This is a genomic window from Cellulomonas sp. P2_B4 (genome assembly GCF_056404795.1).
Window position 1 is genome coordinate 107,400 of sequence record NZ_JBFUDI010000012.1, and the last position, 25,685, is coordinate 133,084.

Below are 25,685 nucleotides of genomic sequence, written 5' to 3' on the forward strand. Positions count from 1 at the left end.
CCTCAGTCTCCTACCGACGTGCTCTCGTACAAGTCCTTGAGGTCCTGAGCCTGCTTGGCGATCTCCGAGCCATCCTTGATCAGCTCGTCGATCAGCACCTTGATCGCGGCCGTGGTGTCGGTCGTCGGCGTCGTCGCCGAGCTGACCCGGGCGTCCACGGTCATCGAGGCGCCGGACGCGGAGATCGCCGCGAGGGCCACGCTCGTGTCGGCGTTCGCGAACGAGCGCGTGCTCGGTGTCGTCGAGCCGTCGATCACCGTCACCGCGGACGTGCCGGGGAACGTGTCGGCCGCGTCGCCGCCGTTGTGGTTGAGCTCCAGGTCCCGGCGCCCGTCGGCCTGCACGAGGCCCACCTTGTAGTGGTTCTCGTCGGTGTTGCCCGGCATGGACTCGTCGATGTGCCACAGGAGCAGCCCGCTCCCGGGCAGCGCCGCGTCGTAGCCGCTCGGCTGCCGGTTCTCGAGCAGGAAGTACTCGGACCCGCCCCCGCCGTCCTTCCAGAGCCGGAAGACGGTGTGCGACGTCTCGACCTCCGGGACGGTGAGTGGTCCGTCCGCCGAGACGACCGTGGTGGTGACCCAGCCCTGGTTGGCCTTGCACCACGCGCTCGGGTGGGCGGGCTGCTCGCCCGGCACGGCACCGTTCCACGACCCGCCGGCCATGAGGCACCAGTCGCCGATGCCCGCGGACGAGTAGTCGGTGTCGTAGAGGTCGGGGAAGCCGAAGAGCAGGTGACCCAGCTCGTGCGCACTGACGCCGATCTTGGCGTCCTCGGGGATCGTCAGGTAGCCGTAGATCTTGCTCGAGTCGGCGACGTACGGGTTCTCGAGGGTCGACTTGTGCGACCAGATGTCCCCGAGCGCACCCGTCTGCTCGGCGCCCTGGCCGGCGTGCACGACGATGAACGCGTCGACGAACCCGTTGCCGTCGTTGTCGTACGGCGAGAAGTCCACGTCCGCGTTCGCGGCCACCGCGGCGTCGTGGGCCAGCTCGGGCGAGCGGAACGGGGTGCCGTTCTTGCCCACGCCCGAGCCGTTCGCGGCGTAGTACGCGAGCGTCTTGGGCATCGTGTAGGGCCCGACGACCACGCCGGCGAGCTGGACCAGGTTGTTCGTGACCTCCTGGTAGTACTCCTTGACGCTGCCGAGCGGCACGGCACCCGTCGAGAAGAACAGCTTCTCCATCTGCTGCTTCGTCGTCGTGATCGCCTTGTCGGTGAACTGGACGAGGACCACCGCGACGCGGACCGTGCCGCGCAGCGGGGCACGGTCGCCGGCGGCGCTGCGGATGGCCGAGAGCGACGTGCCCACGGGGAACTCCTCGGGCGGGACGATCACGCCGTCGTTGAACCCCAGCGGCCGCGGGTCGCGCTCGATGCGCATGAACGGTGCGGCGCCACCGGTGCGCGCCGCCACCGCGTTCGCGCCGTCGAGCGCTCGGGCCCACTGCTCACGCAGCTGGGGGCTCGGCGGGACCGCGCAGCTCAGGTGCTGCTGATCGTGGGTGAAGCCAGACTCCGACATCGCCGTGCCTCCCTGCATCGTGGCCGCGTCCCCTACGAACGAGGTCCCCGCTCACAGGAGCCTTCCGCGCGGCCGCCAGATACGCCAGGGCCCGGGTTGATCAGCGCCGCAGGTAGGACTCGAACCGGTACCGGGTGCCGCCCGCCGCCGAGGAGAGCCACGACTGGTCCGGCTCGGTGCGCTTCCACTCCAGGGGGTCGAGCGACGGGGCACGCGTGTCCCCGCCGACGTCGAGCGAGACGAGCGTGCGTTCCACCCGGTGGGCGAGCGGGAGGAACAGCGCGTAGACCTCTCCCCCGCCGACCACCCACGCGTCCCGGTTCTCGACGAGCCGCAGGGCCTCCTCGGCCCCGCGCGCGACGATCGCGCCGGCGGCCTCGAACTGCGGGTCGCGGGTGAGCACGACGTTGTCCCGGTCGGGCAGCGGCCGGAACCTGGGCGGGAGCGAGTCCCACGTGCCGCGTCCCATGATCACGGGGTGCCCGCGGGTCAGGTCCCGGAAGTGGGCCATGTCCTCGGGCACGTGCCAGGGCAGCGTCCCGTCGCGGCCGATGATCCCCGTGGGCGTCTGCGCCCAGATCAGGGAGATCGTCACACGGCCACCGGCGCCTTGATGGTCGGGTGGTGCTGGTAGCCGACCACCTCGATGTCCTCGAAGGTGTAGTCGAAGATCGACGCCGCCCGGCGCAGGTTCAGGGTGGGCGCGGGGTACGGGTCACGGCTCAGCTGCTCGCGCACCTGGTCCACGTGGTTGTCGTAGATGTGGCAGTCGCCGCCGGTCCACACGAAGTCGCCCACCTCGAGGTCGCCCTGCTGGGCGACCATGTGCGTGAGCAGCGCGTAGGACGCGATGTTGAACGGGACGCCGAGGAACAGGTCCGCGGAGCGCTGGTACAGCTGGCACGACAACCGACCGTCGGCCACGTAGAACTGGAAGAACGCGTGGCACGGGGCCAGCGCCATCGAGGGGATGTCGGCGACGTTCCAGGCCGAGACGATGTGCCGGCGCGAGTCGGGGTCGCGCCGCAGGTTCTCCATCAGCTGCGTGATCTGGTCGATGTGGCCGCCGTCCGGCGTCGGCCAGCTGCGCCACTGCACGCCGTAGACCGGGCCGAGCTCGCCCTCCGGGGACGCCCACTCGTCCCAGATGGTGACCTTGTTCTCGTGCAGCCACGCGACGTTGGACTCGCCGCGCAGGAACCACAGCAGCTCGTACGCGATCGAGCGCAGGTGCACGCGCTTCGTCGTGACCAGCGGGAAGCCCTGCGAGAGATCGAAGCGCAGCTGGTGACCGAACACGCTGCGGGTGCCGGTGCCGGTGCGGTCCGCCTTCGGGGTGCCCGTCTCCAGGACGAGTCGGAGCAGATCCTCGTACGGCGTCTCGATCATGGGGGCCATCGTAGGTCGGGATCGGGCGCGTCGGTGGTGCCGCGCGGCCCGGAGAGCGAGACTGCGGGCATGACGCCGTCGTCCCTGCCGCCCACCGTCGCCGCGCACGTGCCCACCGGGATCCTGATCGACGGGTCCTGGCGGCCCGCCGCCTCCGGGAAGACCTTCGCCGTGTCCGACCCCGGCACCACCGAGACGCTGTTCGACGTCGCCGACGGCGGTTCCGACGACGCGCTGGCCGCCCTGACCGCGGCGTCCGAGGCGTTCCCGGTGTGGCGCGCCACGGCCCCGCGGGTCCGCTCCGAGCTGTTGCGCGCGGTCTTCGAGACGATCACGGCACGCACCGAGGACATCGCCGCCCTGGTGACCGCCGAGGGCGGCAAGCCGCTCGCGGAGTCCCGCGCCGAGGTCGCCTACGGCGCCGACTACATCCGCTGGTACGCCGAGCAGGCGGTCCGGTTCGACGGCCTCGCCCGGCGCGCGCCGTCGGGGACCAACCACCAGCTCGTCCTGCGCCGGGCGGTCGGACCGGCGCTGCTGATCACGCCGTGGAACTTCCCGATCGCGATGATCGCCCGCAAGGTGGCGCCCGCGCTCGCGGCCGGCTGCAGCGTGGTCATCAAGCCCGCGCAGCTCACGCCGCTGACCACCGCGTACGTCGCGGAGATCATCCGCGAGGAGCTCGAGGGACGCGGCCTGCCGACGGGCGTCATCAACGTCGTGCCGTCGGCGTCCGCGCGCAGCATCTCCGGCCCGCTGCTGTCCGACCCGCGCCTGCGCAAGCTGTCGTTCACGGGCTCCACCGAGGTGGGCTCGGCGCTGCTCAAGGCGTCGGCGGACACCGTCCTGCGCACGTCGATGGAGCTCGGCGGCAACGCGCCGTTCCTGGTGTTCGAGGACGCCGACATCGACGCCGCCGTGACGGGCGCCGTGCAGGCCAAGATGCGCAACGCCGGCCAGACCTGCGTCGCCGCCAACCGGTTCCTCGTGCACGCGTCCGTCGCGGAGGAGTTCACGGCCGGGCTGACCGCGGCGTTCGACAAGCTGGTCGTCGGGCACGGCGCCGAGGAGGGCGTCACCGTCGGCCCGCTCATCGAGGAGGCGGCCGTCGACCGCGTCGAGGAGGTCGTCGCCGAGGCCGTGGACGGCGGCGCCCGCGTCCGGATCGGCGCGGACCGCCCGAGCCGTCCCGGGTACTTCTACGCCCCGACCGTCCTCGACCGGGTCTCGCCGGACCTGCGGGTGATCACCGAGGAGACCTTCGGGCCCGTCGCGCCGGTCGTGACGTTCGGCTCCGAGGACGAGGGCGTCGCGATGGCGAACTCCACGCCGTTCGGCCTGGTCGCCTACGCCTACACGCGCGACATCGCACGGGTCCTGCGCCTGGCGGAGTCGGTCGACACCGGGATGCTCGGCGTGAACCGCGGCCTGGTCTCCGACGCGAGCGCGCCCTTCGGCGGCGTGAAGTCGTCGGGCCTCGGCCGCGAGGGCGGCGAGGCCGGGATCGAGGAGTACCTCGACAGCGTCTATGTCGCCATCTGACGCGGAGGGCGTCGAGGAGCCTCGATCCGAGGCTGACGACGGCCGCGCCGCCGTCCGGCAGGCGATCTCGGTCTCGGTCGCCACCGGGCTGTACGGCGTCTCGTTCGGTGCGCTCGCGGTCGCGGCGGGGCTGTCGGTGCCGCAGACCATGGCGCTCAGCCTCCTGATGTTCTCGGGCGGCTCGCAGTTCGCGTTCATCGGGGTGGTCGGTGCCGGAGGGCTGGCCGGAGCCGCCATCGCGACGGCGGGGCTGCTCGGCGTGCGCAACGGGCTGTACGGCCCGCAGGTCGCTCCCCTGCTCGGCGCCCGCGGCTGGCGTCGCGTCGCGGCGGCACAGCTCACCATCGACGAGTCGACCGCCGTGGCGACGGCGCACAAGGGCCGACGGGCGTCGCGGCTGGGGTTCTGGTGGACCGGGATCGGCGTGTTCGTCCTCTGGAACACCTTCACGCTCCTCGGCGCGCTGCTCGGGGACGCCCTGGGCGACCCGCGCAAGTACGGCCTGGACGCCGCCGCGGCCGCCGCGTTCCTCGGCCTGGTCTGGCCGCGCGTGACCGGTCCCGGTGCGCGGCACGCCCAGCTCGTCGCCGCAGGCGCCGTGTTCGTCGCCCTGGCGGTGACCCCGTTCGTGCCGGCCGGGATCCCCGTCCTGCTGGCGGCGATCGTCGCGATCCTCGCCGGTCTGCTCACCAAGCCGGCCCCGGAGAAGTCGCAGGAGGCCATCGCATGAGCCCGACCGTCACGTGGGTCGCCCTCGTCGTCGCGAGCGCCGTCTGCTTCGCCCTCAAGCTCGCCGGGCACCTGGTGCCGGAGCATTGGCTCGCCCAGCCGCGGGTCGCCCGCACGGCCGCGCTGGTCACCGTCGCGCTGCTGTCCGCGCTCGTGGCCGTCCAGACGGCGACCGACGGCCGCAGCCTGGTCATCGACGCCCGGCTGCCCGCGCTCGCCGTCGCCGCGATCGCGCTCGCCCTGCGGGCGCCGTTCATCGTCGTGGTCGTGCTGGCCGCCCTGACCGCCGCCGGCCTGCGCGCGCTCGGCATGGCCTGACGGGCACTTCTGCGAGCCCCGGTCCGTTGTGGGCAAGAGCGCTGCGACAGCGCCGCACCGACCGAACATCCCGACCCGGCGCGGCTGCTGTGAGAAAAGAGTCGCCCCCGCACCGTCCCCGGAGGACACCGTGGCAACGCCCACCACCCGAGTTCCCACCAGCCGTCTCGGCTCCCTGATCTTCTTCTCCCGCTGGCTGCAGGTGCCGCTCTACCTCGGCCTGATCGTCGCGCAGGCGATCTACGTCTGGCAGTTCATGCTCGAGCTCTGGCACATCGCCGAGGGCGTCTTCGGCGGCCACGGGCTGACCGAGGAGGAGATGATGCTCGGCGTCCTCGGCCTCGTCGACGTCGTGATGATCGCCAACCTGCTGATCATGGTGATCGTCGGCGGCTACGAGACGTTCGTGTCGCGCATCCGCCTCGACGACCACCCCGACCAGCCCGAGTGGCTCTCGCACGTCAACGCCAACGTGCTCAAGACGAAGCTCGCCATGTCGATCATCGGCATCTCGTCGATCCACCTGCTGCGCAGCTTCATCGAGGCCCGCTCGATCATCGCGACCGACGGCACCGACGTGCTCCTGTGGCAGACGATCATCCATCTGGCGTTTATCGTCTCCGCAGTGGCGCTCGCGTGGATCGACAAGGTCTCGACGAAGCACCCGGCCAAGACCGTGCTCGTCCCCGAACCCGCAGGAGTCGCCTGATGCCGCTGTTCACCGAGAACGCGGACGTCTCCGTGCGGCCCGCGGTCCGGGGTGACGAGCACGCGATCGCCCGCATCCAGGTCGACGCGTGGCGGGTCTCGCACGCCGACGTCCTGGCCGGTGCGCTGGACCTGCTCGACGAGTCGGCGATCGAGGCGCAGTGGGCCGCAGCCGTCAGCACGCCTCCGGGGGCCGGGTTCCGGGTCCTGGTCGCGTGCGAGGGGGCGACGGTCGTCGGCGTGGTGTCCCTGGCTCCCGTGCCCGCCCCCGAGGGGCGTCCGTTCGACGCGCCCGGCGGCGTGATCCTCACGCTCGAGGTCGAGCCCTCGCAGCAGCGCAGCGGCCACGGGTCGCGGCTGCTCGCGGCCGCGGTGGACACGCTGCGCGAGGACGGCGCCGACCAGGTGCACACATGGGTCCTCGACGGGGACAGCGCGCGGGCCCAGTTCCTCGCGTCGTCCGGCCTGGGTCCCGACGACGTCGCGCGCGAGCTCGCGTCGGGCGAGCTGCCGGACGGCACGCCCCGCGTGGTCACCGAGCACCGCTGGTCGGCGTCGATCTAGAGGTGCCCTCGTGCAGGGCGCCCGCCCCGCACAGCGCTCACGCCTTGTGCAGGGCGCTCGCCTTCCGCAGCGACTCGCGCGCGCGACGCCGGTCCCCCGCGGCGTCGTAGGCGAACGCCAGGTGGTACCAGGAGCGCCAGTCGTCGGGCTCCGCCTCGGCCAGCTCCCGCGCGGGCTCGAACGCGGCCCGGGCGGCGGCGCGGTCGATCCGACCGCCGGGCGAGCGCGGCAGGTCGTCGATCGGCAGCTCGTCAGCGGCGGCGAGCTCGTCGGCCATCCGCTGCACGTCGACCGCGAGCGACCACTCGCGGTACACCAGCCAGATCACCAGGATGGGCAGCACCCACAGCGCGAGGCCGAGGACCACCGCGATCGGCTCGCCGGTGACGATCAGCGCCGTCGCGCGGGCTGCCACGAGCCAGACGTAGAGCCCGAGCAGGGCGGTCAGGACGACGGCACCGGCGACCGCGCGGGCGCGTGAGCTCACAGGTCAGGCCAGGTCGAGCAGGTGCTCGAGGCCGACCGTCAGACCGGGCCGGCCGACCACCAGCCGGGTGGCGAGCAGCACGCCGGGCATGAAGCTCACACGGTCGAACGAGTCGGTCCGGATGGTCAGCTGCTCCCCCGCGTTGCCCAGCAGGATCTCCTCGTGCGCCACCAGGCCGCGCAGCCGCACCGAGTGCACGGGGATGCCGTCCACGGACGCGCCGCGGGCACCGTCGAGCGACTCGGAGGTCGCGTCGGGCACGGGGCCTCGGCCGGCCGCCGCCCGCGCGGCCGAGATCGCGGTGGCTGTGTGCTTGGCCGTGCCGGACGGTGCGTCGATCTTGTCGGGGTGGTGCAGCTCGATGATCTCGACCGACTCGAACCACGGGGCCGCCTTCGCCGCGAACGCCATGGCCAGCACCGCGCCGAGCGCGAAGTTCGGGGCGACGACGACGCCGACGCCCGGCCGGTCGGCGAGGTGGTCGCGCACGCGCGCCAGCGACTCGTCGGTCCAGCCCGTCGTGCCGACGACGACGTGGATGCCCGCGTCGACGAGCGCGTGCACGTTGCCCTCGGTCACCGCCGGGACGGTGAAGTCGATCGCGACCTGCGCACCCGAGGCGCCCGCGAGGTCGTCGCCGGCGTCGAGCGCGGCGACGAGCTCGAGGTCCGGGGCACCCTCGACGGCGCGGACGACGGTCTGTCCCATGCGGCCCGCCGCACCCAGCACGGCCACCCTGATGCGTTCGCTCACGGGGGGAAACCCTATCCGTCGACGAGCGAGGCGACGGCCTCCGCGAGCCGCCGCAGCTCGGCCGGTTCGAGCCCGGTGAACCGCTCCACCTCGCGCGGCGGGTACCCGGCGCGCACGTACCACTGCAGCGCCGTCACGACGGCCTCCGGACCGACGGTGCCCGGCCCGACCGCCTCGCGCACGAACGTCGAGAACCGGACCGCGGCGAGGTACTCGGTGGGCGGGACGCCGAGGTGCCCGACCGACCAGCGGTAGAGCTCGGTGACCGTGCACCCGGCGCGACGAGCCAGGTCCGCGGCGCGCACCAGCCCGCCCGCGCCGTCGATCGCCTGGACCACGCCGGCGAACCGGTCGAGCTCGTCCGACCCGTGCCGCGGGAGCGCGCCGACGGACTCGGTCAGGAGCGCGACGGCCGCCGCGTCCGACCCGGCGGCCAGCAGCGTCTCGACGGCCGCCTGGACGCCCGCGCCGAGCAGCGCGTCGACGTCGACCCACCCGTCGCTCAGCGGCGCGCCGATCCGGGCACCGGCCAGCGGGTGCAGCTGGAGCCCGAGCCGGACGGTGCCGGCGGGGTTCTGGCGCACCACGGCGACCGTGGTCAGGCCGCGCACCCCGGACACGTCCGGCTCGTGCGTCCCGCCGAGCGGGTCCACCCGCACGCCGGGGCCGCCGAGCACCACCTGCAGCAGGCCTCGGCCGTCGGGGAGCAGCACCTCGCGGGCCGACGACTCGTCGCGCACCACCCAGGCGTGCTCGACCAGGTCGCCGACGGCGTCCGTCGGGAACCGCTGGTACCGCGCGTGTGCGATGGGCATGGTCCATCATCGCGCGCGGACCGCGCCGGATCACCAGTCGTGCATCGACCCGTCGGACAACCGGTTGATCGGCAGGTACGCCGCCGCGTAGGGGTGGGCGTCGGCCACGGCGTCGTCGTACACGACCCCGAGCCCCGGCCCCTCGCCGGGCACCAGCAGGCCGCCCTCGAACCGCACCTGCGACCGGAACACCTCGTCGGTGGCGGCGCTGTGCGTCATGTACTCCTGGATGCCGAAGTTCGGGATGGCGACACCGAGGTGCAGCGACGCCGCGAGGCCGACCGGCGAGATGTCGGTGGGGCCATGCACGCCGGACTTGATCTGGTAGACCGCCGCGTAGTCGAGGATCCGGCGCAGCGCGGTGATGCCGCCGGCGTGCGTGACGGGCGAGCGCACGTAGTCGATGAGCTGCTCCTCGAAGAGCTCGCGGTAGTCCCAGATCGTGTTGAACACCTCGCCGATGGCCAGTGGCGTCGTCGTGTGCTCGCGCACGCGCCGCAGCGCCGCCGTGTTCTCGGCCGGTGTCACGTCCTCGAGCCAGAAGAGGTCGAACGGCTCGAGGGACTTCCCGAGCTTGGCCGCCTGGATCGGGGTCAGTCGGTGGTGGGCGTCGTGCAGGAGCGGCAGCTCGGGACCGAACTCGCCCCGTACCGCCTCGAAGACGCCCGGGACGTGGCGCAGGTAGGCACGCGTGTCCCAGACCTCCTCGGTCGGTGCGGCGGACCGGCGGGCGGGTTCGTGGTCGTAGCGTCCGGCGCCGTCGGCCGCACTCGACGCGACGCCGTAGACCGTCCCGAGGCCGGGGATCCCCGACTGGATGCGGATGGCCCGGAAGCCCTGCTCGAGGTGGTCGCGCACCGAGTCGAACAGCTCGGGCAGGTCGGCGCCGCTCGCGTGCCCGTAGGTCAGGGCCCCGGTCCTGCTGCGGCCGCCGAGCAGCTGGTACAGCGGCATCCCCGCGGCCCGCGCCTTGATGTCCCACAGGGCGGTGTCCACGGCGGCGATCGAGGCCATGGTCACGGGCCCGCGACGCCAGTAGGCGCCCTTGTAGAGGAACTGCCACATGTCCTCGATGCGGTGCGCGTCCTTGCCGATCAGCAGCGGCACGACGTGCTCGGCGAGATAGGCGACGACCGCGAGCTCGCGCCCGTTGAGCGTCGCGTCGCCCAGGCCGACGTGGCCGTCGTCGGTGGTCAGGCGCAGGGTGACGAAGTTGCGGCCCGGGCTCGAGACGAGCACCTCGGCGGACGTGATGAGCACGGGTCAGAGCCTTTCGAGTTCGGTCATGCGGGTGGCGAGCGGGTCGAGGAGGTCGGCGGCGAGGTCCGGGGCGATCGCCGCGAGCACCGCCGCGGCACGGGCCCCCGGGTCGAGCATGCCGCGCAACGCCTCGGTGAGCGCCTCGGACGGGCGGTCGGTCGGACCGAACCGCACGAGGTACGAGGCCCAGGCGGCGAGCACGCCGAGCTGCGCCGGCCCGGCACCCAGGCCCGCGGCGAGGCGGCGGCGCACGGGCTCGACCACCCGGACGGGCAGCTTGAACGATCCGTCCGTCCCGATCTGCTCGAGGCCGTGGCGGATCCGGGGGTTGGCGAACCGGTCGCGCAGCGCCGCGAGCGCGCCGTCGATCTCGGCCGCGTCGAGCGGCAGCAGCGGTCGGGCCTCGCGCCAGAGCCGTTCGAGCTCCTCCGACAGCGGTCCGCACGCCTGGCCGACGGTCTCGAACCCGAGCAGGCGGCCGCGGTAGGCGAGCAGGGAGTGCCCGGCGTTGAGCAGCCAGAGCTTGCGCCGCTCGTAGGGCTCGATGTCGTCGACGAACCGCGCGCCGAGCCGTTCCCAGGCCGGTCGCCCGGCCGGGAAGTCCCCGCTCAGCACCCACTCGCTGAACGGTTCGGTGACCACCGTCACGGCGTCGGCGAAGCCGGTCAGCTCGCGGGCCGCGGCACGGTCGTCGTCCGTCGTGGCCGGCGTGATCCGGTCCACCATCGTCGACACGAACGACGCATTCCGACCGATCCAGTCGTCGAGGTCGGCGTCCACCAGCCGGGCCAGGCCGCGGACGACCGCCCCGACGACCGCTCCGTTGGCGGGCAGGTTGTCGCAGCTCACGACCGCGACCGGCCCGCAGCCCGCGGCTCGTCGCGACCGCAGCCCGTCGACCAGGCGCCCCGGCGCCGTGCGCGCCGCACCGCCCGCGCGCAGCGCGACGACGTCGGACCGCACGGCCTCGTCCGTCCCGTCGAGGTCGCCGGACGCCGTCGCGTGGTACCCGGCCTCGGTCACCGTGAGCGTCAGCACGGCGACCGCAGGATCGGCGACGGCGGCACGCCACGCGCGGACGTCGCCGCCGTCGTGCGCCTCGACGATGCTCTGCACCAGGGTCGCGGAGTCGCCGTCCGCCCCACGCTCGACCAGGACGTAGAGCCCGTCCTGCGCCGCGAGGGCGACGGCGGCCGCCGGCGAGCGGCCGGTGAACGCCGCGATCCCCCACGCGTCGTCGGCACCGTCGGTGTACCAGGCCTGGTGCGCACGGTGGAACGCCCCCAGCCCGAGGTGGACGACGCGTACCGGCGGTCGACGGGTGCGCTCAGGCACGACGCTCCGCCACGCGCGCATGCACGGCCCGGTTGGCCTCGATGTCGGCCTGCCCGCTGCGCCGCGGCGCCCATCGCTCGACCCAGGTGGTCGCGCCGCCGAACCCGTCCGTGCCGGTGACCGTCCGGGCGACGTTCTTCACGTGCACGTGGGCGCGGTACGGACCGAGCATCTGGCGTGCCTTCATCCGACTCTCCTTCGAGTGCGATGCGGGGGGCTGCGACCCTCCGATCTGTCGGGTCGGTCGCCCCGGTTGCCGTGACTCTAGGGACGTGGCGATTCGGGCTGCAACCGTTTGCCAATGTTTGCCAACAATTCGCGCGATGTGCTTTGCTCGGCCCCATGAACCCCCGCGCCGACGACGGCGCCGCACGCCCGGCGACGCTCGCCGACATCGCGGCCGCCACGGGCGTGGCCACCTCGACGGTCTCGCGCGCGCTGACCAACCCCGGGCGCGTGAACGCGGCCACCCGCGACCGCATCCAGCAGGTGGCGGCCGAGATGCGCTACGTGCCGAGCGCGCCGGCCCGCGCCCTGACGTCGGGCAAGACCAAGACCGTCGCCGTCCTGGTCTCGGACGTGACCAACCCGTTCTACTTCGACATCATCCGGGGCACGCAGCAGCAGCTGAAGGCCGCCGGCTACACCCAGCTGCTGGTGGACACCGAGGAGAGCGACGAGCTCGAGGACGGCATGCTGCACCGGCTGCGGCGGTCGTACGACGGCGCGATCCTCGCGGCGTCGCGACTGTCCGAGCGCCGGCTCGTCGCCCTGTCCGCCGAGATCCCGCTCGTGGCGATCAACCGCCAGACAGCCGGCGTGCCGACCGTCTTCATCGACACCCCCAACGGGATCGAGCAGGCCCTCGAGCACCTCGTGTCGCTCGGCCACACTCGGATCGCCTACGCGTCGGGTCCCGAGACGTCCTGGCCCAACGAGGGCCGCTGGCGGGCGTTGCAGCGGGCGGCCGAGCGCCACGGGCTCACCCCCGTGCGCATCGGCCCGTTCGCGCCGCGCAGGTCGGCGGGCGCCGCGGCCGCGGATGCCGCGGTGAACGCGGGGATCACGGCCTGCATCGCGTTCAACGACCTGCTCGCCATCGGCATGCTCGAGCGCCTGCGCCAGCGCGGGGTCTCGGTGCCCGGCGACATCTCGATCGTGGGCTGCGACGACATCTTCGGTGCCGACTTCTGCAACCCGCCGCTCACCACCCTGACGGCACCGATCGAGCAGGCGGGCCGCACGGCCGTGTCGATCCTCCTCGCCCGGCTCGACGACCCCGCGGCACCGGTCCCCCGGCGTGGGGCGACCCTGCCGACCCACCTGACCATCCGCTCCTCGACCGGCCCGAGGGCCGCGAACGACAGGCACCCATGACCCTGCTCCAACCTCACCCCGACCGTCTGCTCCCGTCGGAGCCCGGCCAGCGGGAGATCGCCCGCCGGCTGTACGCCGAGGTCGCCGGCGCACGGATCTACTCCCCGCACGGCCACGTCGACGCCCGCCTGCTCCTCGACGACGAGCCGTTCGACGACCCGGCCGCCCTGCTCATCACCCCGGACCACTACGTCCTGCGCCTCCTGCACGCCGCGGGAGTGCCGCTCGACGACCTGGGCCTGAGCCGGGACGGTGCGCCGCCGACCACCGGCGGCCGGGACGTCTGGCGTCGCCTCGCCGAGCACTGGGACCTGTTCCTGGGCACCCCCGTGCGGTTCTGGTTCGAGTCCGAGCTGCACGACGTCTTCGGGCTCACCGAGCACCCGAGCGCCGCGAACGCGGACGCCCAGTACGACCAGCTCGCCGACGCGCTCGCCCGGGACGAGTTCCGCCCGCGCGCGTTGTTCGAGCGGTTCGGCATCGAGGTCCTGGCCACGACCGACGACCCGGCCGACGACCTGTCCGCGCACCACGCGCTGCGCGCCGACCCGACCTTCACGGGCCGCGTGCTCCCGACGCTCCGGGCCGACCGCTACATGGACCCCTCGCAGCCGTCCTGGACCGGGGCTCTCGCCAGGCTCGCCGAGTCCGCCGACGTCGACACGACCACCTACACGGGCCTGCTGGCGGCCCTGCGCTCGCGCCGGGAGGCGTTCCTCGCGGCGGGCGGGACGGCCACGGACACGGGCGTGCCGGACGCAGGCAGCACGCCGCTGCCCGACCCCGAGGCCGAGCGCATCCACGCCAGCGGCCTGCGCGGCGACGTCTCACCGGACGACGCGGTCGCCTACCGCCGCAACCTGCTGTTCCGGCTCGCCGAGATGTCGGCGCACGACGGCCTCGTCATGCAGCTGCACCCCGGCGTCATCCGCAACCACCACGCCCCGACGCTCGCGGCGTTCGGGCCGGACACCGGTCACGACCTGCCCGACACGGGGGCGTTCACGCGGCCGCTCACGCCGATCCTCGACGCGTTCGGCACCGACCCGACGTTCCGGCTGGTGCTCTTCACGGTCGACGAGACGACGTTCAGCCGGGAGATCGCACCGCTCGCCGGGTTCTACCCGAGCGTCTACGCGGGCGCGCCGTGGTGGTTCCTCGACTCGCCCGCCGCCATCTGGCGCTACCGCCAGGCGGTGACGGACAGCGCCGGGTTCACCAAGACGTCGGGGTTCATCGACGACACCCGGGCGTTCTGCTCGATCCCCGCGCGGCACGACATGTCGCGCAGGCTCGACGCCGCCTACCTGGCTTCGCTCGTCGCGACCCACCAGATCTCGGAGGACGACGCGCTGGGCGTGGCCCGCAGGCTCGTCGACGAGATCCCGCGGGCCACGTTCCGGCTCGGCTGAGCGGTCAGTCCCCGAAGGGTCCGACGCGGACCACGGAGCGCGGGCGCGACGCGAGGTCGGCGGCCAGCTCCTGCACGTCGTGGACGGTGACCTCGCGGATCATCTCCAGCGACTCGTCGATGCTCAGCAGCGACCCGTGCACCAGCTCGGACTTGCCCAGGCGGCTCATGCGCGACCCGGAGTCCTCCATGCCGAGCACGAGACCGCCCGACAGCTGGCCCATGGACCGCTCGAGCTCGGCCTGCGTGATGGGCGCGTCCGCCATCCGCTCCCACTCCTCGACCATGAGCGCGACGACCTCGTCGACCCGGCCGGGCGTGCAGCCCGCGTAGAGGCCGAAGATGCCGGTGTCGGCGTGCCCGGAGGCGAACGAGTACGTGGAGTAGGCCAGCCCCCGACGCTCGCGGATCTCCTGGAACAGGCGCGACGACATGCCGCCCCCGAGCACCGCGTTGAGAACCGAGAGCGTGAAGCGCCGCGGGTCGGTGGCCGTCAGGGACGTCCCGCCGATGATGACGTTCGCCTGCTCGGTCTGGCGACGGATCGTGCGCTCGACGCCCTCCGCGGGGATGCCCTCCTGGCCGGCGACGAGGCCGGCGCTCGAGAGCCGACGCCCGCGGGGCTCGGCGCCCTCGTCGAGCGACCAGCCTCCCGTGTGCAGCGCCTCGGTGACCTGCTTGCAGAGCAGGTCGTGGTCGACGCCGCCCGCGGCCGTGACCACGAGCGTCGAGGACTGGTAGTGCTGCCGGTAGTGCTCCCACACCGCGTCGCGCGGGACCGCGCGGATGGTGTCGGGGGTGCCGCCGATGGGCCGGCCGAGCGCGTGCTGGCCGAGCACCAGGGCGGCGAACTGCTCGTGCACGACGTCGCTCGGGTCGTCGTCGTTCATCGCGAGCTCTTCGAGGATCACGCCGCGCTCGGTCTCGAGCTCGTCGGTGTCCAGGCGCGCGGAGGTGACCATGTCCGCGATGACGTCGACCGCCATGGGCAGGTCGGTGTCGAGCACCCGCGCGTAGTAGCACGTGTGCTCCTTGCCGGTGGCGGCGTTGGCCTCGCCACCGACGGCGTCGAACGCCTCGGCGATGTCCATCGCCGAGCGCCGAGCGGTGCCCTTGAACAGCAGGTGCTCGAGGAAGTGCGTCGAGCCGTGATGGCCGTCGGACTCGTCACGCGAGCCGACGCCCACCCAGGCACCCACGGTCGCCGAGCGCAGGCCCGGCATGTGCTCCGTGAGCACGCGGACCCCGCCGGGCAGGACGGAACGACGCACGATGGCGTCGCCGTCCTGCCCGACGGTCAGCTCGCTGCCCGGCTGACCCGGACGGACGAGCGGGAGGTCCAGCGGCACGTCAGGCGTCGACAGACTCGGCAGCACCCTCCGCAGGTGCCTCGTCCTCGACGACCGCGTGCAGGGAGAGCTTGCCGCGCGGGTCGATCTCGCCGATCTCGACCTGGACCTTCTGCCCGATGGACAGGACGTCCTCGACGTTCTCGACGCGCTTGCCACCCACGAGGCGGCGGATCTGCGAGATGTGCAGCAGACCGTCCTTGCCCGGCGAGAGCGAGACGAACGCACCGAACGTCGTGGTCTTGACGACCGTGCCGACGAAGCGCTCACCGATCTCGGGCATGTGCGGGTTGGCGATCGCGTTGATCGCCGCACGCGCGGCCTCCGCCGACGGACCGTCGGTGGCGCCGATGTAGACCGTGCCGTCGTCCTCGATCGAGATGTCGGCGCCGGTCTCCTCCTGGATCTGGTTGATCATCTTGCCCTTCGGCCCGATGACCTCGCCGATCTTGTCGACGGGGACCTTCACCGTGATGACGCGGGGAGCGAACGGGCTCATCTCGTCGGGCACGTCGATCGCCTCGGCGATGACGTCGAGGATCGCCAGGCGAGCCTCCTTGGCCTGGGTCAGCGCACCGGCGAGCACCGAGGCGGGGATGCCCTCGAGCTTGGTGTCGAGCTGGATGGCCGTGACGAACTCGCGGGTGCCGGCGACCTTGAAGTCCATGTCACCGAACGCGTCCTCGGCGCCGAGGATGTCGGTGAGGGCCGCGTAGCGCGTCTCACCGTTCACCGTGTCGGACACCAGACCCATCGCGATGCCCGCGACCGGCGCGCGCAGCGGCACACCGGCGTTGAGCAGCGACAGGGTGGACGCGCAGACCGAGCCCATCGAGGTCGAGCCGTTGGAGCTCAGCGCCTCGGAGACCTGGCGGATCGCGTAGGGGAACTCCTCGCGGCTCGGGAGCACCGGCATGAGCGCGCGCTCGGCGAGCGCCCCGTGGCCGATCTCGCGACGCTTCGGCGAACCGACGCGACCCGTCTCGCCCGTGGAGTAGGGCGGGAAGTTGTAGTTGTGCATGTAGCGCTTGCGCGTCTCCGGGGAGAGCGTGTCGAGCTGCTGCTCCATGCGCAGCATGTTCAGCGTGGTGACACCCAGGATCTGGGTCTCGCCGCGCTCGAAGATCGCCGAGCCGTGCACGCGGGGCAGGACCTCGACCTCGGCCGAGAGCGTGCGGATGTCCCGCAGGCCACGACCGTCGATGCGGAAGCCGTCCGTGAGGATGCGCTGGCGGATGAGCTTCTTCTGGACCGAGCGGTACGCGGCCGACAGCTCCTTCTCGCGGCCCTCGAACTGGTCGGCCAGACCGGCGACGACCTCGCCCTTGATCTCGTCGAGACGGTTCTCGCGCGTCTGCTTGTCCGCGATGCTCAGGGCCTCGCTCAGCGACGCGGTCGAGAAGGACTCGACGGCGGCGTAGGCGTCGTCCTGGTAGTCGGGGAACGTCGGGAAGACCTGGGTCTCCTTGGCGGCCTTGGCGGCGAGCTCCTGCTGGGCCTGGACGAGCACCTTGATGAACGGCTTGGCCGCCTCGATGCCCTGGGACACGACCTCTTCCGTGGGGGCGGTGCCACCCTCGAACTTGATGATGTTCCAGGACTTCTCGGGCGCCTCGGCCTCGATCATCGCGATCGCGACGTCGTCACCGACGACGCGGCCGGCGACGACCATGTCGAACGTGGCGCGGTCGCGCTCGGAGTAGCGCGGGAACGCGACCCACTGGCCCTCGACGAGGGCGACGCGCACGCCGGCGACGGGGCCGGAGAACGGCAGGCCCGACAGCTGCGTCGAGATGGACGCGGCGTTGATGGCGAGGGTGTCGTACGAGTCGTCCGGGTGGATCGACAGCACGGTGATGACGACCTGGACCTCGTTGCGCAGGCCCTTGACGAACAGGGGGCGCAGCGGGCGGTCGATGAGCCGGCACGCGAGGATGGCCTCGGTGGACGGGCGGCCCTCGCGACGGAAGAACGAGCCGGGGATCTTGCCGGCCGCGTACGACCGCTCCTCGACGTCGATCGTCAGCGGGAAGAAGTCGAACTGGTCCTTCGGGTGCTTGCCGGCCGTGGTGGCGGCGAGCAGCGTGGTCTCACCGTCGAGGTAGGCGACGGCGGAACCGGCGGCCTGCTTGGCGATGCGGCCGGTCTCGAAGCGGACGGTGCGGGTGCCGAAGCGACCGTTGTCGATCACGGCTTCGGCGAACTGGATCTCGGGACCCTCCACGGGTGCCCTCCTCTTTCGTGAAGGCGCCGGCCGTCCGCGAGCGATCTTCGATCGAGACCACCGGACTCTCCTTCGAGCTTCCGGAAGCCACTACCGAGGACCGAACCGAGCGGACCGACGCGGTGTGGTGGTGCAGTTTCTAGCTACAGCGTCGTACACCTGCGCGTAACGCCACACCAGCCCGGACCCTGTACCGGGTCCGGGCTGGTGGAAGGCGTTATCGGCGCAGGCCGAGCCGCTCGATGATGCTGCGGTAGCGGTTGATGTCGACCTTCTGGAGGTAACCGAGAAGGCGGCGACGCTGACCGACGAGCAGCAGCAGACCGCGGCGGCTGTGGTGGTCGTGCTTGTGGGTCTTGAGGTGCTCCGTGAGGTCCTTGATGCGCTGCGTCAGCATCGCGATCTGAACCTCGGGGGAACCGGTGTCACCCTCGTGGGTGGCGTACTCGGCCATGATGGACTGCTTGACGGCACTTTCGAGCGGCACTCGATCTCCTGGTTGACTCGTTGCGCGGTGCGCCGGGGCATGTCCACCCGGGCTCTCTCTGTCCGCGGCCGTTCAGACGGCGCACCAAGACTATCAGGCTGCGGGCGTCGGCCTTGCATCGGTGGCTGCGCTCGTCTGAGTGCCCGTCACCAGGATCGCGCGCGTCCGGTCGACGTCCGCGTGCATCTGGACGACCAGGTCGTCGATCGAGTCGAACCGCAGCGTCGGGCGCAGCAGCTCCACCAGCTCGAGCACGACCACCTGCCCGTAGAGGTCGAGGTCGGTGCGGTCGAGCACGTACGCCTCGACCCGTCGCTCGAGACCGTCGAACGTCGGGTTGGTGCCGATCGAGACCGCGGCCGGGAGCACCCGGTCGGGATCGGCCTCGTCCGCCGACGCCCGCCGCAGCCAGCCGGCGTACACGCCGTCGGCGGGCACGAGGCCCTCGGCGTCCGGCCCGAGGTTCGCCGTCGGGAAGCCCAGCTCGCGACCGCGCGCGTCGCCGTGCACGACCGTGCCGCGGATGCGGTGCGGGCGGCCCAGCACGCGGGCGGCCTGGACGACGTCCCCGACCTCGAGGAGCTCGCGCACCCAGGTCGACGACCAACGGCGCCGCAACGGGTCGGCGACGCGGTCCTCCGCGCTGCCCGGGTCGGCCGACTCGGCCGGCGTGACGTCCTCGATCACCTCGACGTCGAACCCGTAGGTCCGGCCGAGCTCGACCATCGTCGACAGGTCCCCCGAGTTGTTCCAGCCGAACCGCACGTCCCGGCCGACGACGACCGTGCGCGCGTGCAGCCCGTCCACCAGGTAGCGCCGGACGAACTCGTCGGGCGTCTGCCGCGCGAACTCGAGGGTGTAGGTCAGCATGAGGACGGCGTCCAGGCCGGTGCGCTCGAGCAGCTCGAGCCGGTCGTCGTCGCCCGTGATGACGGGCGGGGCGGTCTCCGGGCGGTGCACCTGCTGCGGGTGCGGGGTGAACGTCACCGCCACGGCCTGCGCGCCCACGGCACGCGCGTCGGCGCACATGCGCGTGAGGACGCCGACGTGCCCGCGGTGGACGCCGTCGAAGTTGCCGATGGTGACGACCGAGGGACCGAATCCGTCAGGGACGTCCGAGAGGGCGCTCCAACGCTGCACACAAGCTCCTGTCGAGGGACCCAGGGGGCCGGTCCGGACGGACTGCGGTCACAACCGTCCGGGTCCAGCCTGCCACCTGGAGCGCCGAGCGCCGAAACGCCGGTCAGGCGGGCGCGAACACCAGCACCGGTCGCACCGCACCGCCGCGGGTCTCGACGAGGGCGACCAGCCGCCCGTCGGGTGCGATCGCCGCCGTCGTCTCCGTGTCCTGCTCGCCTGCGGCCGACAGCCGCTGCCCGTAGGAGAGCGCGACCGACTCCTCGGGCGTCAGCTCGCGGACGGGGAACGTCGCGCGGGCCGAGTCCGCGAGCGAGACGACGTCGATCGGCACGTCCGGCGCGACCTCGGCGAGCTCGTCGAGCGTGCGGGCCACGGCCAGGCCGTACCCACCGACGCGCGTGCGCCGCAGCGCGGTGAGGTGTCCCCCGACACCGAGCCCGGCGCCCAGGTCGCGGGCCAGGGCACGGACGTAGGTTCCCGACGAGACGACGACGGTGACGTCGACGTCCAGCGCCTCGTGGACCACGCGCACGTCGTGGACGTCGAACCGGGAGACCGTGGCGGGACGGGCCGCGAGCTCGACGTCCTCCCCCGCGCGCACCCGGGCGTACGCCCGCTGGCCGTCCACCTTGATCGCGGAGACCGCGCTCGGCACCTGCTGGATCTGCCCGGTCAGCGCGGCGATCCCCCGGTCCAGCTCCTCGCGGGTCACGCCCGAGGCGTCGGCGCTGGTCAGCAGCTCTCCCTCGGCGTCGTCGGTGGTCGTGCTCACGCCGAGCCGGATGGTCGCGGTGTACTCCTTGTCGGCGCCGACGATGTACGTCAGCAGCCTCGTCGCGCGGCCGATCCCGATCACGAGCACTCCGGTCGCCATGGGGTCGAGCGTCCCGGCGTGGCCGACCTTGCGGGTTCCGGCGAGCCAGCGCAGCTTCGCGACGACGTCGTGGCTGGTCCAGCCGGCGGGCTTGTCCACGACGACGACGCCGTCGGCGGCGGTCGGCCTGCGCGGCGCCCGCTCCGTCGTCTCCTTGCGCGTCACGCGGTGCGGCGCTGCTCGTCGATGGCCGTCCGGACGCACTCGACGAGCGCGTCCATGCCGGCGTCCTCCCCTGGGTGCGCCGGTGCGTCGACCGCGAGCAGGACGTTGATGAGCATGCCGGACGCGACGAAGACGCGGGCCTCGTCGTCGGAGGCGCCCGAGCGGTCGCGGAACAACCGGAACGCCTCGCCGAGCGTGTGCCGGGCGATCTTGCCCACCTCGTCGTCGTGGCCGGCCAGGAAGCCGTGCATCGTCAGCCGGAGCAGGTCGCGGTCGTCCAGGAGCCGGACGTACGCCGCCGCCATCCGCTCGCCGGCGTCGGGTCCCGCCTCGACCGAGCCCAGCGCGGCCTCGATCTCGAGGCAAGCCTGCCGGTACGCCGCCAGGAACAGCTCGCGCTTGGACCCGAAGAGCCGCACGACATAGGGCTGCGACACGCCGGCCGCGCGGGCGACCTCGTCGGTGGTCGCTGCGTAGCCCTTGTCGGCGAACACGCGTCGCGCCGCCGCGAGGATCTGGTCGCGGCGTGCGGCGCCGGTCATCCGCGACGAGGACGTCGGGACATGTTGGTCGATCTGCTCGGACATGTTGACATGTTATCAGTCGATGCCTAGCGTTGCGCTTGGTAGTAATCAATCAATGCCAACAAGCCTAGGAGCCCTCGTGACCCTCACGACACCCGCTGCGTCTCGGGCGGACACCCCGGTCCAGCCGCGTCCCGTGCTCCGCCGCCGCGGCACCGCGATCGCGCTCGTCGCCGCGTCCGTCCCCATGTTCATGGCGACCCTCGACAACCTCGTCATGACCACCGCGCTCCCCGTCCTGCGGACCGAGCTGAACGCCTCGCTCGAGCAGCTGCAGTGGATGGTCAACGCGTACACGCTCAGCTTCGCGACGCTCATGATCGCCGCCGCGACGCTCGGCGACCGGCTCGGCAGGCGTCGGGTCTTCATCGCCGGCATCGCCGTCTTCGGCGGTGCGTCCATCCTGTCCGCGCTCGCCACGAGCCCCGAGATGCTCATCGGCGCGCGGGCCCTCCAGGGTGCCGGCGCGGCCGCGATCATGCCGCTGTCCCTCGCGCTGCTCGCCGGTGCCGTGCCGGCCGGCAGGCGGGCCATGGCGATCGGCGTCTGGGGCGGGGTGTCCGGTCTCGGTGTCGCACTGGGCCCGGTCATCGGCGGGGCGGTCGTCGACGGCATCTCGTGGGAGGCGATCTTCTGGATCAACGTCCCGGTGGCCCTGCTCGCCATCCCGCTCGTCCTGTGGGCGCTGCCCGAGTCGCACGGGCGACGTCAGCCGCTCGACCTGATCGGCCTCGCGCTCGCCGGGACCGCCGTCCTGTCGATCGTCTGGTCGATCATCCGCGGGAACGACGACGGCTGGACCTCCACCCGGGTCCTCGGTGGCCTCGTGCTCGGCGTCCTGCTGCTGGTCGCGTTCGTCGCGCGCGAGTCGCGGACCGACCACCCGCTCGTCCCCCTGCGCCTGTTCCGCGAGCGGTCGTTCTCGGTGGCCAACATCAGCGCCCTGGCGTTCTCGTTCGGCGTCTTCGGGCTCGTCTTCCTGCTCGCGCAGTACCTGCAGATCGGCATGGGCTTCACTCCCCTGCAGGCCGGCATCCGGACGCTGCCCTGGACCGCGGCGCCGATGATCTTCGCTCCCATCGCCGGGATGCTCGCACCGCGCATCGGCGTCCGGCCGCTCCTGTTCACCGGTCTGCTGCTGCAGGCGGCCGGCCTGGCGTGGCAGGGGCTCCTGGTCACCAGCGACACCCTCACGTACGCCGACCTGGTCCCCGGCCTCGCGCTCGCCGGCATCGGGATGGGCCTGACGTTCGCCCCGAGCGCGACGGCCGTGCTCGCGGACATGCAGCCCGACGACCACGGCACGGCGAGCTCGGTGAACGCCACGCTGCGGGAGATCGGCGGCGCGCTCGGCGTCGCGTCGCTCGTGGCCGTGTTCACCGCCTCGGACGGCACGCTCACCCCGGGCGGGTATGCGGCAGGCCTGCAGCCCGCGGCCTACGTCGCGGCCGTCGTCGTGGCGCTCGGCGCCCTCGTGGTCCTGCTCTGGATGCCGAAGACCACGGGCAAGGAGGTCTGACCGCACGACGAGGCCCCCGGGGACGTCCCCGGGGGCCTCGTCGTGCGTGCGTCAGTCCTCGTCGTCCTCGTCGGACTTCTTGTACGGGTCCGCGTCGCCGGCGAACGTCGCCTCGGCGGCCAGGGCCGCCACCTCGCGGTCGCGACGAGCCGCCTCGATGAGCGCGGCGTCGAGCTGCGCGGACGTGTCCGGCAGCGCGTCGAGGTGGAAGTCCAGCGAGGGGGTCAGCCGGATGCCGGTCTGCTTGCCGACCTCCGAGCGGATGATCCCCTTGGCGCTCTCGAGCGCCCTGGCGGTGTCGGCCCGCTCGGCGTCGTCGCCGAGGACCGTGTAGAAGACGTCGGCGTGCTGCAGGTCACCGGTGACGCGCACGTCCGTGATGGTGACGAAGCCGAGCCGGGGGTCCTTGATCCGGGTGTCGAGCATCTGCGCGACGACCTGCTGGATGCGCTCGCTGAGCTTGCGGGCGCGGGCGGTGTCCGCCATCGGATCGCTCCTTCTGCTGGTGGGAGACCGCGGGGCGGGCGAAGAGAACTCGCCCGCCCCGCGGCCCGGTGATCACTGAGGTCAGGCGCGAGGCTTCTCGCGCATCTCCCAGGTCTCGATGGTGTCGCCGATCTCGACGTCGTTGAACGACCCCAGGCCGATACCGCACTCGAAGCCCTCGCGGACCTCGGTGGCGTCGTCCTTGAACCGCTTGAGCGACTCGATCGTCAGGTTGTCCCCGATGATCTTGCCGCCACGCGTGACGCGCGCCTTCGTGTTCCGTCGGATGAGGCCCGACCGGACGATCGAGCCGGCGATGTTGCCGAACTTCGACGACCGGAAGACCTCGCGCACCTCGGCGGAACCGAGCTGCACCTCCTCGTACTCCGGCTTGAGCATGCCCTTGAGGGCCGCCTCGACGTCGTCGATCGCCTGGTAGATGACCGAGTAGAAGCGCACGTCGACGCCCTCGCGGTCAGCCAGCTCCTCGACGCGCTCCGCGTACTTGACGTTGAAGCCGATGATGATGGCCGAGTCGACCGTCGCCAGGTTGACGTCGTTCTGCGTGATCGCACCGACACCGCGGTGGATGACGCGCAGCTCGACCTCTTCGCCCACGTCGATCTTGAGCAGTGCGTCCTCGAGCGCCTCGACGGCACCCGACACGTCGCCCTTGAGGACCAGGTTGAGGGTCTCGACCTTGCCCTGGGCGAGCGCCTGCGTGAAGTCCTCGAGGCTGACGCGCTTGCGACGCTTGGCCAGGAGGGCGGCACGCTCGGCCGCCTCGCGCTTCTCGCCGATCTGACGCGCGGTGCGGTCGTCCGGAGCCACGATGAACGTGTCGCCGGCGCGAGGCACCGAGGTCAGGCCGAGCACCTGGACTGGACGCGACGGCCCGGCCACGAGGACCGGCTCGCCGTGCTCGTCGAACATCGCACGGACGCGGCCGTAGGCCGTCCCGGCGACGATCGCGTCGCCGACCTCGAGCGTGCCCGACTGGACGAGGACCGTCGCGACGGCACCGCGTCCCTTGTCGAGGTTCGCCTCGATGGCCACACCACGTGCGTCCTTGTCGGCGTTCGCCCGCAGGTCGAGCGCGGCGTCCGCCGTGAGGAGGACCGCCTCGAGCAGCGTGTCGATGCCCTGGTTCTGCTTGGCGGAGACGTCGACGAACATCGTGTCGCCGCCGTACTCCTCGGCCACCAGGTTGTACTCGGTGAGCTGCTGGCGGATCTTGTCGGGGTTGGCCCCCTCCTTGTCCACCTTGTTGACCGCGACCACGATCGGCACACCGGCCGCCTGGGCGTGGTTGAGCGCCTCGATGGTCTGGGGCATCACGCCGTCGTCGGCCGCGACCACGAGGATCGCGATGTCGGTGACCTGCGCACCACGGGCACGCATGGCGGTGAACGCCTCGTGGCCCGGGGTGTCGATGAAGGTGACCGCACGGTCGACGCCCTCGTGCACGGTGTGCACCTGGTAGGCACCGATGTGCTGCGTGATCCCGCCGGCCTCGCCCGCGACGACGTCCGTCTGACGGATGGCGTCGAGGAGCTTGGTCTTTCCGTGGTCGACGTGGCCCATGACGGTGACGACCGGCGGCCGTGCCGTCAGGTCCTCGTCGCCCTCGGCCTCGAGCTCGGCGTCCAGGTCGATGTCGAAGGCCCCGAGCAGCTCGCGGTCCTCCTCCTCGGCCGACACCATCTCGATGATGTAGCCGAGCTCGACCGCGAGGGTGCCGAACGTGTCCTCGTCGAGCGACTGCGTCGCCGTGGCCATCTCACCGAGGTGGAACAGCACGGTGACCAGTGCGGCGGGGTTGGCGTCGATCTTGTCCGCGAAGTCGTTCAGCGACGAGCCGTGGCGCAGCCGGACGACGGTCTTGCCGTTGCCGCGGGGAACCTGCACGCCACCCAGCGAGGGGGCCTGCATCTGCTCGAACTCTTGACGCTTCGCCCGCTTCGACTTGCGGCCACGGACGGGACGACCGCCCGCACGACCGAAGGCGCCCTGCGTGCTGCCGCGACCGGCACCACCGGGACGACCGCCGCCGCCACCGGGGCGACCGGCGAAACCGCCGCCKCCACCGGGTGCACCGCCGGGAGCGCCACCGGGCGCACCGCCGGGACGACCGGCGTAGCCGCCACGGGCACCGCCCGCGCCGCCACCGGCACGACCGCCGCCGGGACCGGCCGGGCGCTCGCCCGGACGACCGACACCGCTGGCCGTGCGGCCCGGCATCATGCCCGGGTTGGGGCGCGGACCGCCAGGACGGGGGCCGCCGGGACGCGGACCGCCGGGACGCTCGCCGGCCGACGCCACGGGGGCACCGTCGGTGGGCGCGGGGCGGCGGTCACGGTCGCCCGGACGCGGCATGCCCTGCGAGGGGGCGAACGGGTTGTTGCCCGGACGCGGGCCGCCGGAGCGGTTGGCGCCGGGACGCTCACCCTGGCGGGGCATGCCCTGCGAGGGTGCGAACGGGTTGTTGCCGGGACGTGCGGCGGGCGCGGGGGCCTGACGCGGTCCGGGACGGACGGGTGCACCGGTCGACGCAGCGGCCGCGGGGGCGGGTGCTGCGGCAGCGGGAGCCGGCGCGGCGGCCGGAGCCGGACGCGCGGGAGCTGCGGGCGCGGGGGCGGCCGGAGC

The 25,685-nt window shown here is 72.5% G+C and carries 25 protein-coding genes; 8 read left to right on the forward strand and 17 right to left on the reverse strand.

Annotated features, from left to right (window positions below):
• Nucleotides 1-2: 2 nt before the first annotated feature.
• The 3 genes from AC1DZC_RS17715 to AC1DZC_RS17725 all read right to left on the reverse strand — a co-directional run bounded on the left by AC1DZC_RS17715 (nucleotide 3) and on the right by AC1DZC_RS17725 (nucleotide 2,921).
• Nucleotides 3-1,523, reverse strand: coding sequence for a M6 family metalloprotease domain-containing protein (locus AC1DZC_RS17715; RefSeq protein ID WP_477044183.1), 1,521 nt, complete (start codon nucleotides 1,521-1,523; stop codon nucleotides 3-5).
• A gap of 100 nt (nucleotides 1,524-1,623) precedes the next feature.
• Complete coding sequence (locus tag AC1DZC_RS17720; protein ID WP_477040726.1) at nucleotides 1,624-2,118, reverse strand: dihydrofolate reductase; 495 nt, start codon at nucleotides 2,116-2,118, stop codon at nucleotides 1,624-1,626.
• Nucleotides 2,115-2,921, reverse strand: a complete 807-nt coding sequence (locus tag AC1DZC_RS17725) for a thymidylate synthase (protein ID WP_477044184.1) — start codon at nucleotides 2,919-2,921, stop codon at nucleotides 2,115-2,117. The genes AC1DZC_RS17720 and AC1DZC_RS17725 overlap by 4 nt, the downstream gene beginning before the upstream one ends.
• A gap of 60 nt (nucleotides 2,922-2,981) precedes the next feature.
• On the opposite strand from AC1DZC_RS17725, the gene AC1DZC_RS17730 reads away from it, so the two are divergent.
• From AC1DZC_RS17730 to AC1DZC_RS17750, 5 genes are all read left to right on the forward strand, one after another.
• Nucleotides 2,982-4,454, forward strand: a complete 1,473-nt coding sequence (locus AC1DZC_RS17730; protein WP_477044185.1) for an NAD-dependent succinate-semialdehyde dehydrogenase — start codon at nucleotides 2,982-2,984, stop codon at nucleotides 4,452-4,454.
• Complete coding sequence (locus AC1DZC_RS17735) at nucleotides 4,441-5,184, forward strand: AzlC family ABC transporter permease (protein ID WP_477044186.1); 744 nt, start codon at nucleotides 4,441-4,443, stop codon at nucleotides 5,182-5,184. The genes AC1DZC_RS17730 and AC1DZC_RS17735 overlap by 14 nt, the downstream gene beginning before the upstream one ends.
• Nucleotides 5,181-5,501 carry an AzlD domain-containing protein gene (locus tag AC1DZC_RS17740; protein WP_477040722.1) on the forward strand — a complete coding sequence of 107 codons (321 nt, stop codon included), beginning with the start codon at nucleotides 5,181-5,183 and terminating at the stop codon, nucleotides 5,499-5,501. The genes AC1DZC_RS17735 and AC1DZC_RS17740 overlap by 4 nt, the downstream gene beginning before the upstream one ends.
• Before the next feature lie 130 nt (nucleotides 5,502-5,631).
• A complete protein-coding gene (locus tag AC1DZC_RS17745) occupies nucleotides 5,632-6,210 on the forward strand; it encodes a TIGR00645 family protein (protein WP_477040721.1) in 579 nt (192 codons plus the stop codon).
• Nucleotides 6,210-6,773, forward strand: coding sequence for an N-acetyltransferase family protein (locus tag AC1DZC_RS17750; RefSeq protein ID WP_477040720.1), 564 nt, complete (start codon nucleotides 6,210-6,212; stop codon nucleotides 6,771-6,773). Before AC1DZC_RS17745 ends, AC1DZC_RS17750 begins: the two co-directional genes overlap by 1 nt.
• Before the next feature lie 37 nt (nucleotides 6,774-6,810).
• Here the strand turns inward: AC1DZC_RS17750 and AC1DZC_RS17755 are convergent, their stop codons facing one another.
• Genes AC1DZC_RS17755 through AC1DZC_RS17780 form a run of 6 tightly spaced genes read right to left on the reverse strand, consistent with a single transcriptional unit; the run spans nucleotide 6,811 to nucleotide 11,610 of the window.
• Nucleotides 6,811-7,260, reverse strand: coding sequence for a hypothetical protein (locus AC1DZC_RS17755; protein WP_477044187.1), 450 nt, complete (start codon nucleotides 7,258-7,260; stop codon nucleotides 6,811-6,813).
• 3 nt (nucleotides 7,261-7,263) lie between these two features.
• On the reverse strand, nucleotides 7,264-8,013 hold the full coding sequence (gene dapB, locus AC1DZC_RS17760; RefSeq protein ID WP_477044188.1) for a 4-hydroxy-tetrahydrodipicolinate reductase: 750 nt from the start codon (nucleotides 8,011-8,013) through the stop codon (nucleotides 7,264-7,266).
• Nucleotides 8,014-8,024: 11 nt separating this feature from the next.
• On the reverse strand, nucleotides 8,025-8,828 hold the full coding sequence (locus AC1DZC_RS17765; protein WP_477040717.1) for a hypothetical protein: 804 nt from the start codon (nucleotides 8,826-8,828) through the stop codon (nucleotides 8,025-8,027).
• A 30-nt stretch (nucleotides 8,829-8,858) separates the two neighbouring features.
• Nucleotides 8,859-10,088: a D-mannonate dehydratase ManD gene (gene manD, locus AC1DZC_RS17770; protein WP_477040716.1), complete on the reverse strand. Its 1,230-nt coding sequence runs from the start codon at nucleotides 10,086-10,088 to the stop codon at nucleotides 8,859-8,861.
• Nucleotides 10,089-10,091: 3 nt separating this feature from the next.
• The gene (locus AC1DZC_RS17775; protein WP_477044189.1) at nucleotides 10,092-11,423 is read right to left on the reverse strand and encodes a mannitol dehydrogenase family protein; all 1,332 of its coding nucleotides are present in this window, start codon (nucleotides 11,421-11,423) and stop codon (nucleotides 10,092-10,094) included.
• On the reverse strand, nucleotides 11,416-11,610 hold the full coding sequence (locus tag AC1DZC_RS17780) for a hypothetical protein (protein WP_477044190.1): 195 nt from the start codon (nucleotides 11,608-11,610) through the stop codon (nucleotides 11,416-11,418). Before AC1DZC_RS17780 ends, AC1DZC_RS17775 begins: the two co-directional genes overlap by 8 nt.
• A 155-nt stretch (nucleotides 11,611-11,765) precedes the next feature.
• Between AC1DZC_RS17780 and AC1DZC_RS17785 the strand changes: the two genes are divergently transcribed.
• A complete protein-coding gene (locus AC1DZC_RS17785; RefSeq protein ID WP_477044191.1) occupies nucleotides 11,766-12,800 on the forward strand; it encodes a LacI family DNA-binding transcriptional regulator in 1,035 nt (344 codons plus the stop codon).
• On the forward strand, nucleotides 12,797-14,212 hold the full coding sequence (gene uxaC, locus AC1DZC_RS17790) for a glucuronate isomerase (protein ID WP_477044192.1): 1,416 nt from the start codon (nucleotides 12,797-12,799) through the stop codon (nucleotides 14,210-14,212). Before AC1DZC_RS17785 ends, uxaC begins: the two co-directional genes overlap by 4 nt.
• A gap of 4 nt (nucleotides 14,213-14,216) precedes the next feature.
• On the opposite strand, the gene AC1DZC_RS17795 is transcribed toward uxaC, so the two are convergent.
• The 6 genes from AC1DZC_RS17795 to AC1DZC_RS17820 form a co-directional block, all read right to left on the reverse strand.
• On the reverse strand, nucleotides 14,217-15,560 hold the full coding sequence (locus tag AC1DZC_RS17795; RefSeq protein WP_477044193.1) for a M16 family metallopeptidase: 1,344 nt from the start codon (nucleotides 15,558-15,560) through the stop codon (nucleotides 14,217-14,219).
• Nucleotide 15,561: 1 nt separating this feature from the next.
• A complete protein-coding gene (locus AC1DZC_RS17800) occupies nucleotides 15,562-17,784 on the reverse strand; it encodes a polyribonucleotide nucleotidyltransferase (RefSeq protein ID WP_477044194.1) in 2,223 nt (740 codons plus the stop codon).
• Between the two features lie 217 nt (nucleotides 17,785-18,001).
• Entirely contained in the window at nucleotides 18,002-18,271 is a 270-nt protein-coding gene (rpsO, locus tag AC1DZC_RS17805; RefSeq protein WP_477044195.1) for a 30S ribosomal protein S15, read from the reverse strand.
• Between the two features lie 93 nt (nucleotides 18,272-18,364).
• On the reverse strand, nucleotides 18,365-19,411 hold the full coding sequence (locus AC1DZC_RS17810) for a bifunctional riboflavin kinase/FAD synthetase (RefSeq protein ID WP_477044196.1): 1,047 nt from the start codon (nucleotides 19,409-19,411) through the stop codon (nucleotides 18,365-18,367).
• A gap of 103 nt (nucleotides 19,412-19,514) precedes the next feature.
• Nucleotides 19,515-20,450 (reverse strand): tRNA pseudouridine(55) synthase TruB, encoded by a 936-nt coding sequence (gene truB / locus AC1DZC_RS17815; protein WP_477044197.1) that lies wholly within the window; start codon nucleotides 20,448-20,450, stop codon nucleotides 19,515-19,517.
• Nucleotides 20,447-21,037, reverse strand: coding sequence for a TetR/AcrR family transcriptional regulator (locus tag AC1DZC_RS17820; protein ID WP_477040706.1), 591 nt, complete (start codon nucleotides 21,035-21,037; stop codon nucleotides 20,447-20,449). The genes truB and AC1DZC_RS17820 overlap by 4 nt, the downstream gene beginning before the upstream one ends.
• Nucleotides 21,038-21,113: 76 nt before the next feature.
• On the opposite strand from AC1DZC_RS17820, the gene AC1DZC_RS17825 reads away from it, so the two are divergent.
• Nucleotides 21,114-22,553, forward strand: a complete 1,440-nt coding sequence (locus AC1DZC_RS17825) for an MFS transporter (RefSeq protein ID WP_477044198.1) — start codon at nucleotides 21,114-21,116, stop codon at nucleotides 22,551-22,553.
• A gap of 51 nt (nucleotides 22,554-22,604) precedes the next feature.
• On the opposite strand, the gene rbfA is transcribed toward AC1DZC_RS17825, so the two are convergent.
• Complete coding sequence (gene rbfA, locus AC1DZC_RS17830) at nucleotides 22,605-23,039, reverse strand: 30S ribosome-binding factor RbfA (protein WP_477044199.1); 435 nt, start codon at nucleotides 23,037-23,039, stop codon at nucleotides 22,605-22,607.
• Between the two features lie 81 nt (nucleotides 23,040-23,120).
• Nucleotides 23,121-25,685 (reverse strand): translation initiation factor IF-2 (infB, locus tag AC1DZC_RS17835; protein WP_477044200.1); only part of this gene is annotated, 2,565 nt, incomplete at its 5' end.

Bases quoted from the DNA above. Each gene is read 5' to 3' on its own strand.
- AC1DZC_RS17715 (WP_477044183.1), bottom strand. From the start codon at position 1,523: ATGTCGGAGTCTGGCTTCACCCACGATCAGCAGCACCTGAGCTGCGCG.
- AC1DZC_RS17725 (WP_477044184.1), bottom strand. From the start codon at position 2,921: ATGGCCCCCATGATCGAGACGCCGTACGAGGATCTGCTCCGACTCGTC.
- AC1DZC_RS17730 (WP_477044185.1), top strand. From the start codon at position 2,982: ATGACGCCGTCGTCCCTGCCGCCCACCGTCGCCGCGCACGTGCCCACC.
- AC1DZC_RS17735 (WP_477044186.1), top strand. From the start codon at position 4,441: ATGTCGCCATCTGACGCGGAGGGCGTCGAGGAGCCTCGATCCGAGGCT.
- AC1DZC_RS17740 (WP_477040722.1), top strand. From the start codon at position 5,181: ATGAGCCCGACCGTCACGTGGGTCGCCCTCGTCGTCGCGAGCGCCGTC.
- AC1DZC_RS17750 (WP_477040720.1), top strand. From the start codon at position 6,210: ATGCCGCTGTTCACCGAGAACGCGGACGTCTCCGTGCGGCCCGCGGTC.
- AC1DZC_RS17765 (WP_477040717.1), bottom strand. From the start codon at position 8,828: ATGCCCATCGCACACGCGCGGTACCAGCGGTTCCCGACGGACGCCGTC.
- AC1DZC_RS17780 (WP_477044190.1), bottom strand. From the start codon at position 11,610: ATGAAGGCACGCCAGATGCTCGGTCCGTACCGCGCCCACGTGCACGTG.
- AC1DZC_RS17785 (WP_477044191.1), top strand. From the start codon at position 11,766: ATGAACCCCCGCGCCGACGACGGCGCCGCACGCCCGGCGACGCTCGCC.
- uxaC (WP_477044192.1), top strand. From the start codon at position 12,797: ATGACCCTGCTCCAACCTCACCCCGACCGTCTGCTCCCGTCGGAGCCC.
- AC1DZC_RS17820 (WP_477040706.1), bottom strand. From the start codon at position 21,037: ATGTCCGAGCAGATCGACCAACATGTCCCGACGTCCTCGTCGCGGATG.
- rbfA (WP_477044199.1), bottom strand. From the start codon at position 23,039: ATGGCGGACACCGCCCGCGCCCGCAAGCTCAGCGAGCGCATCCAGCAG.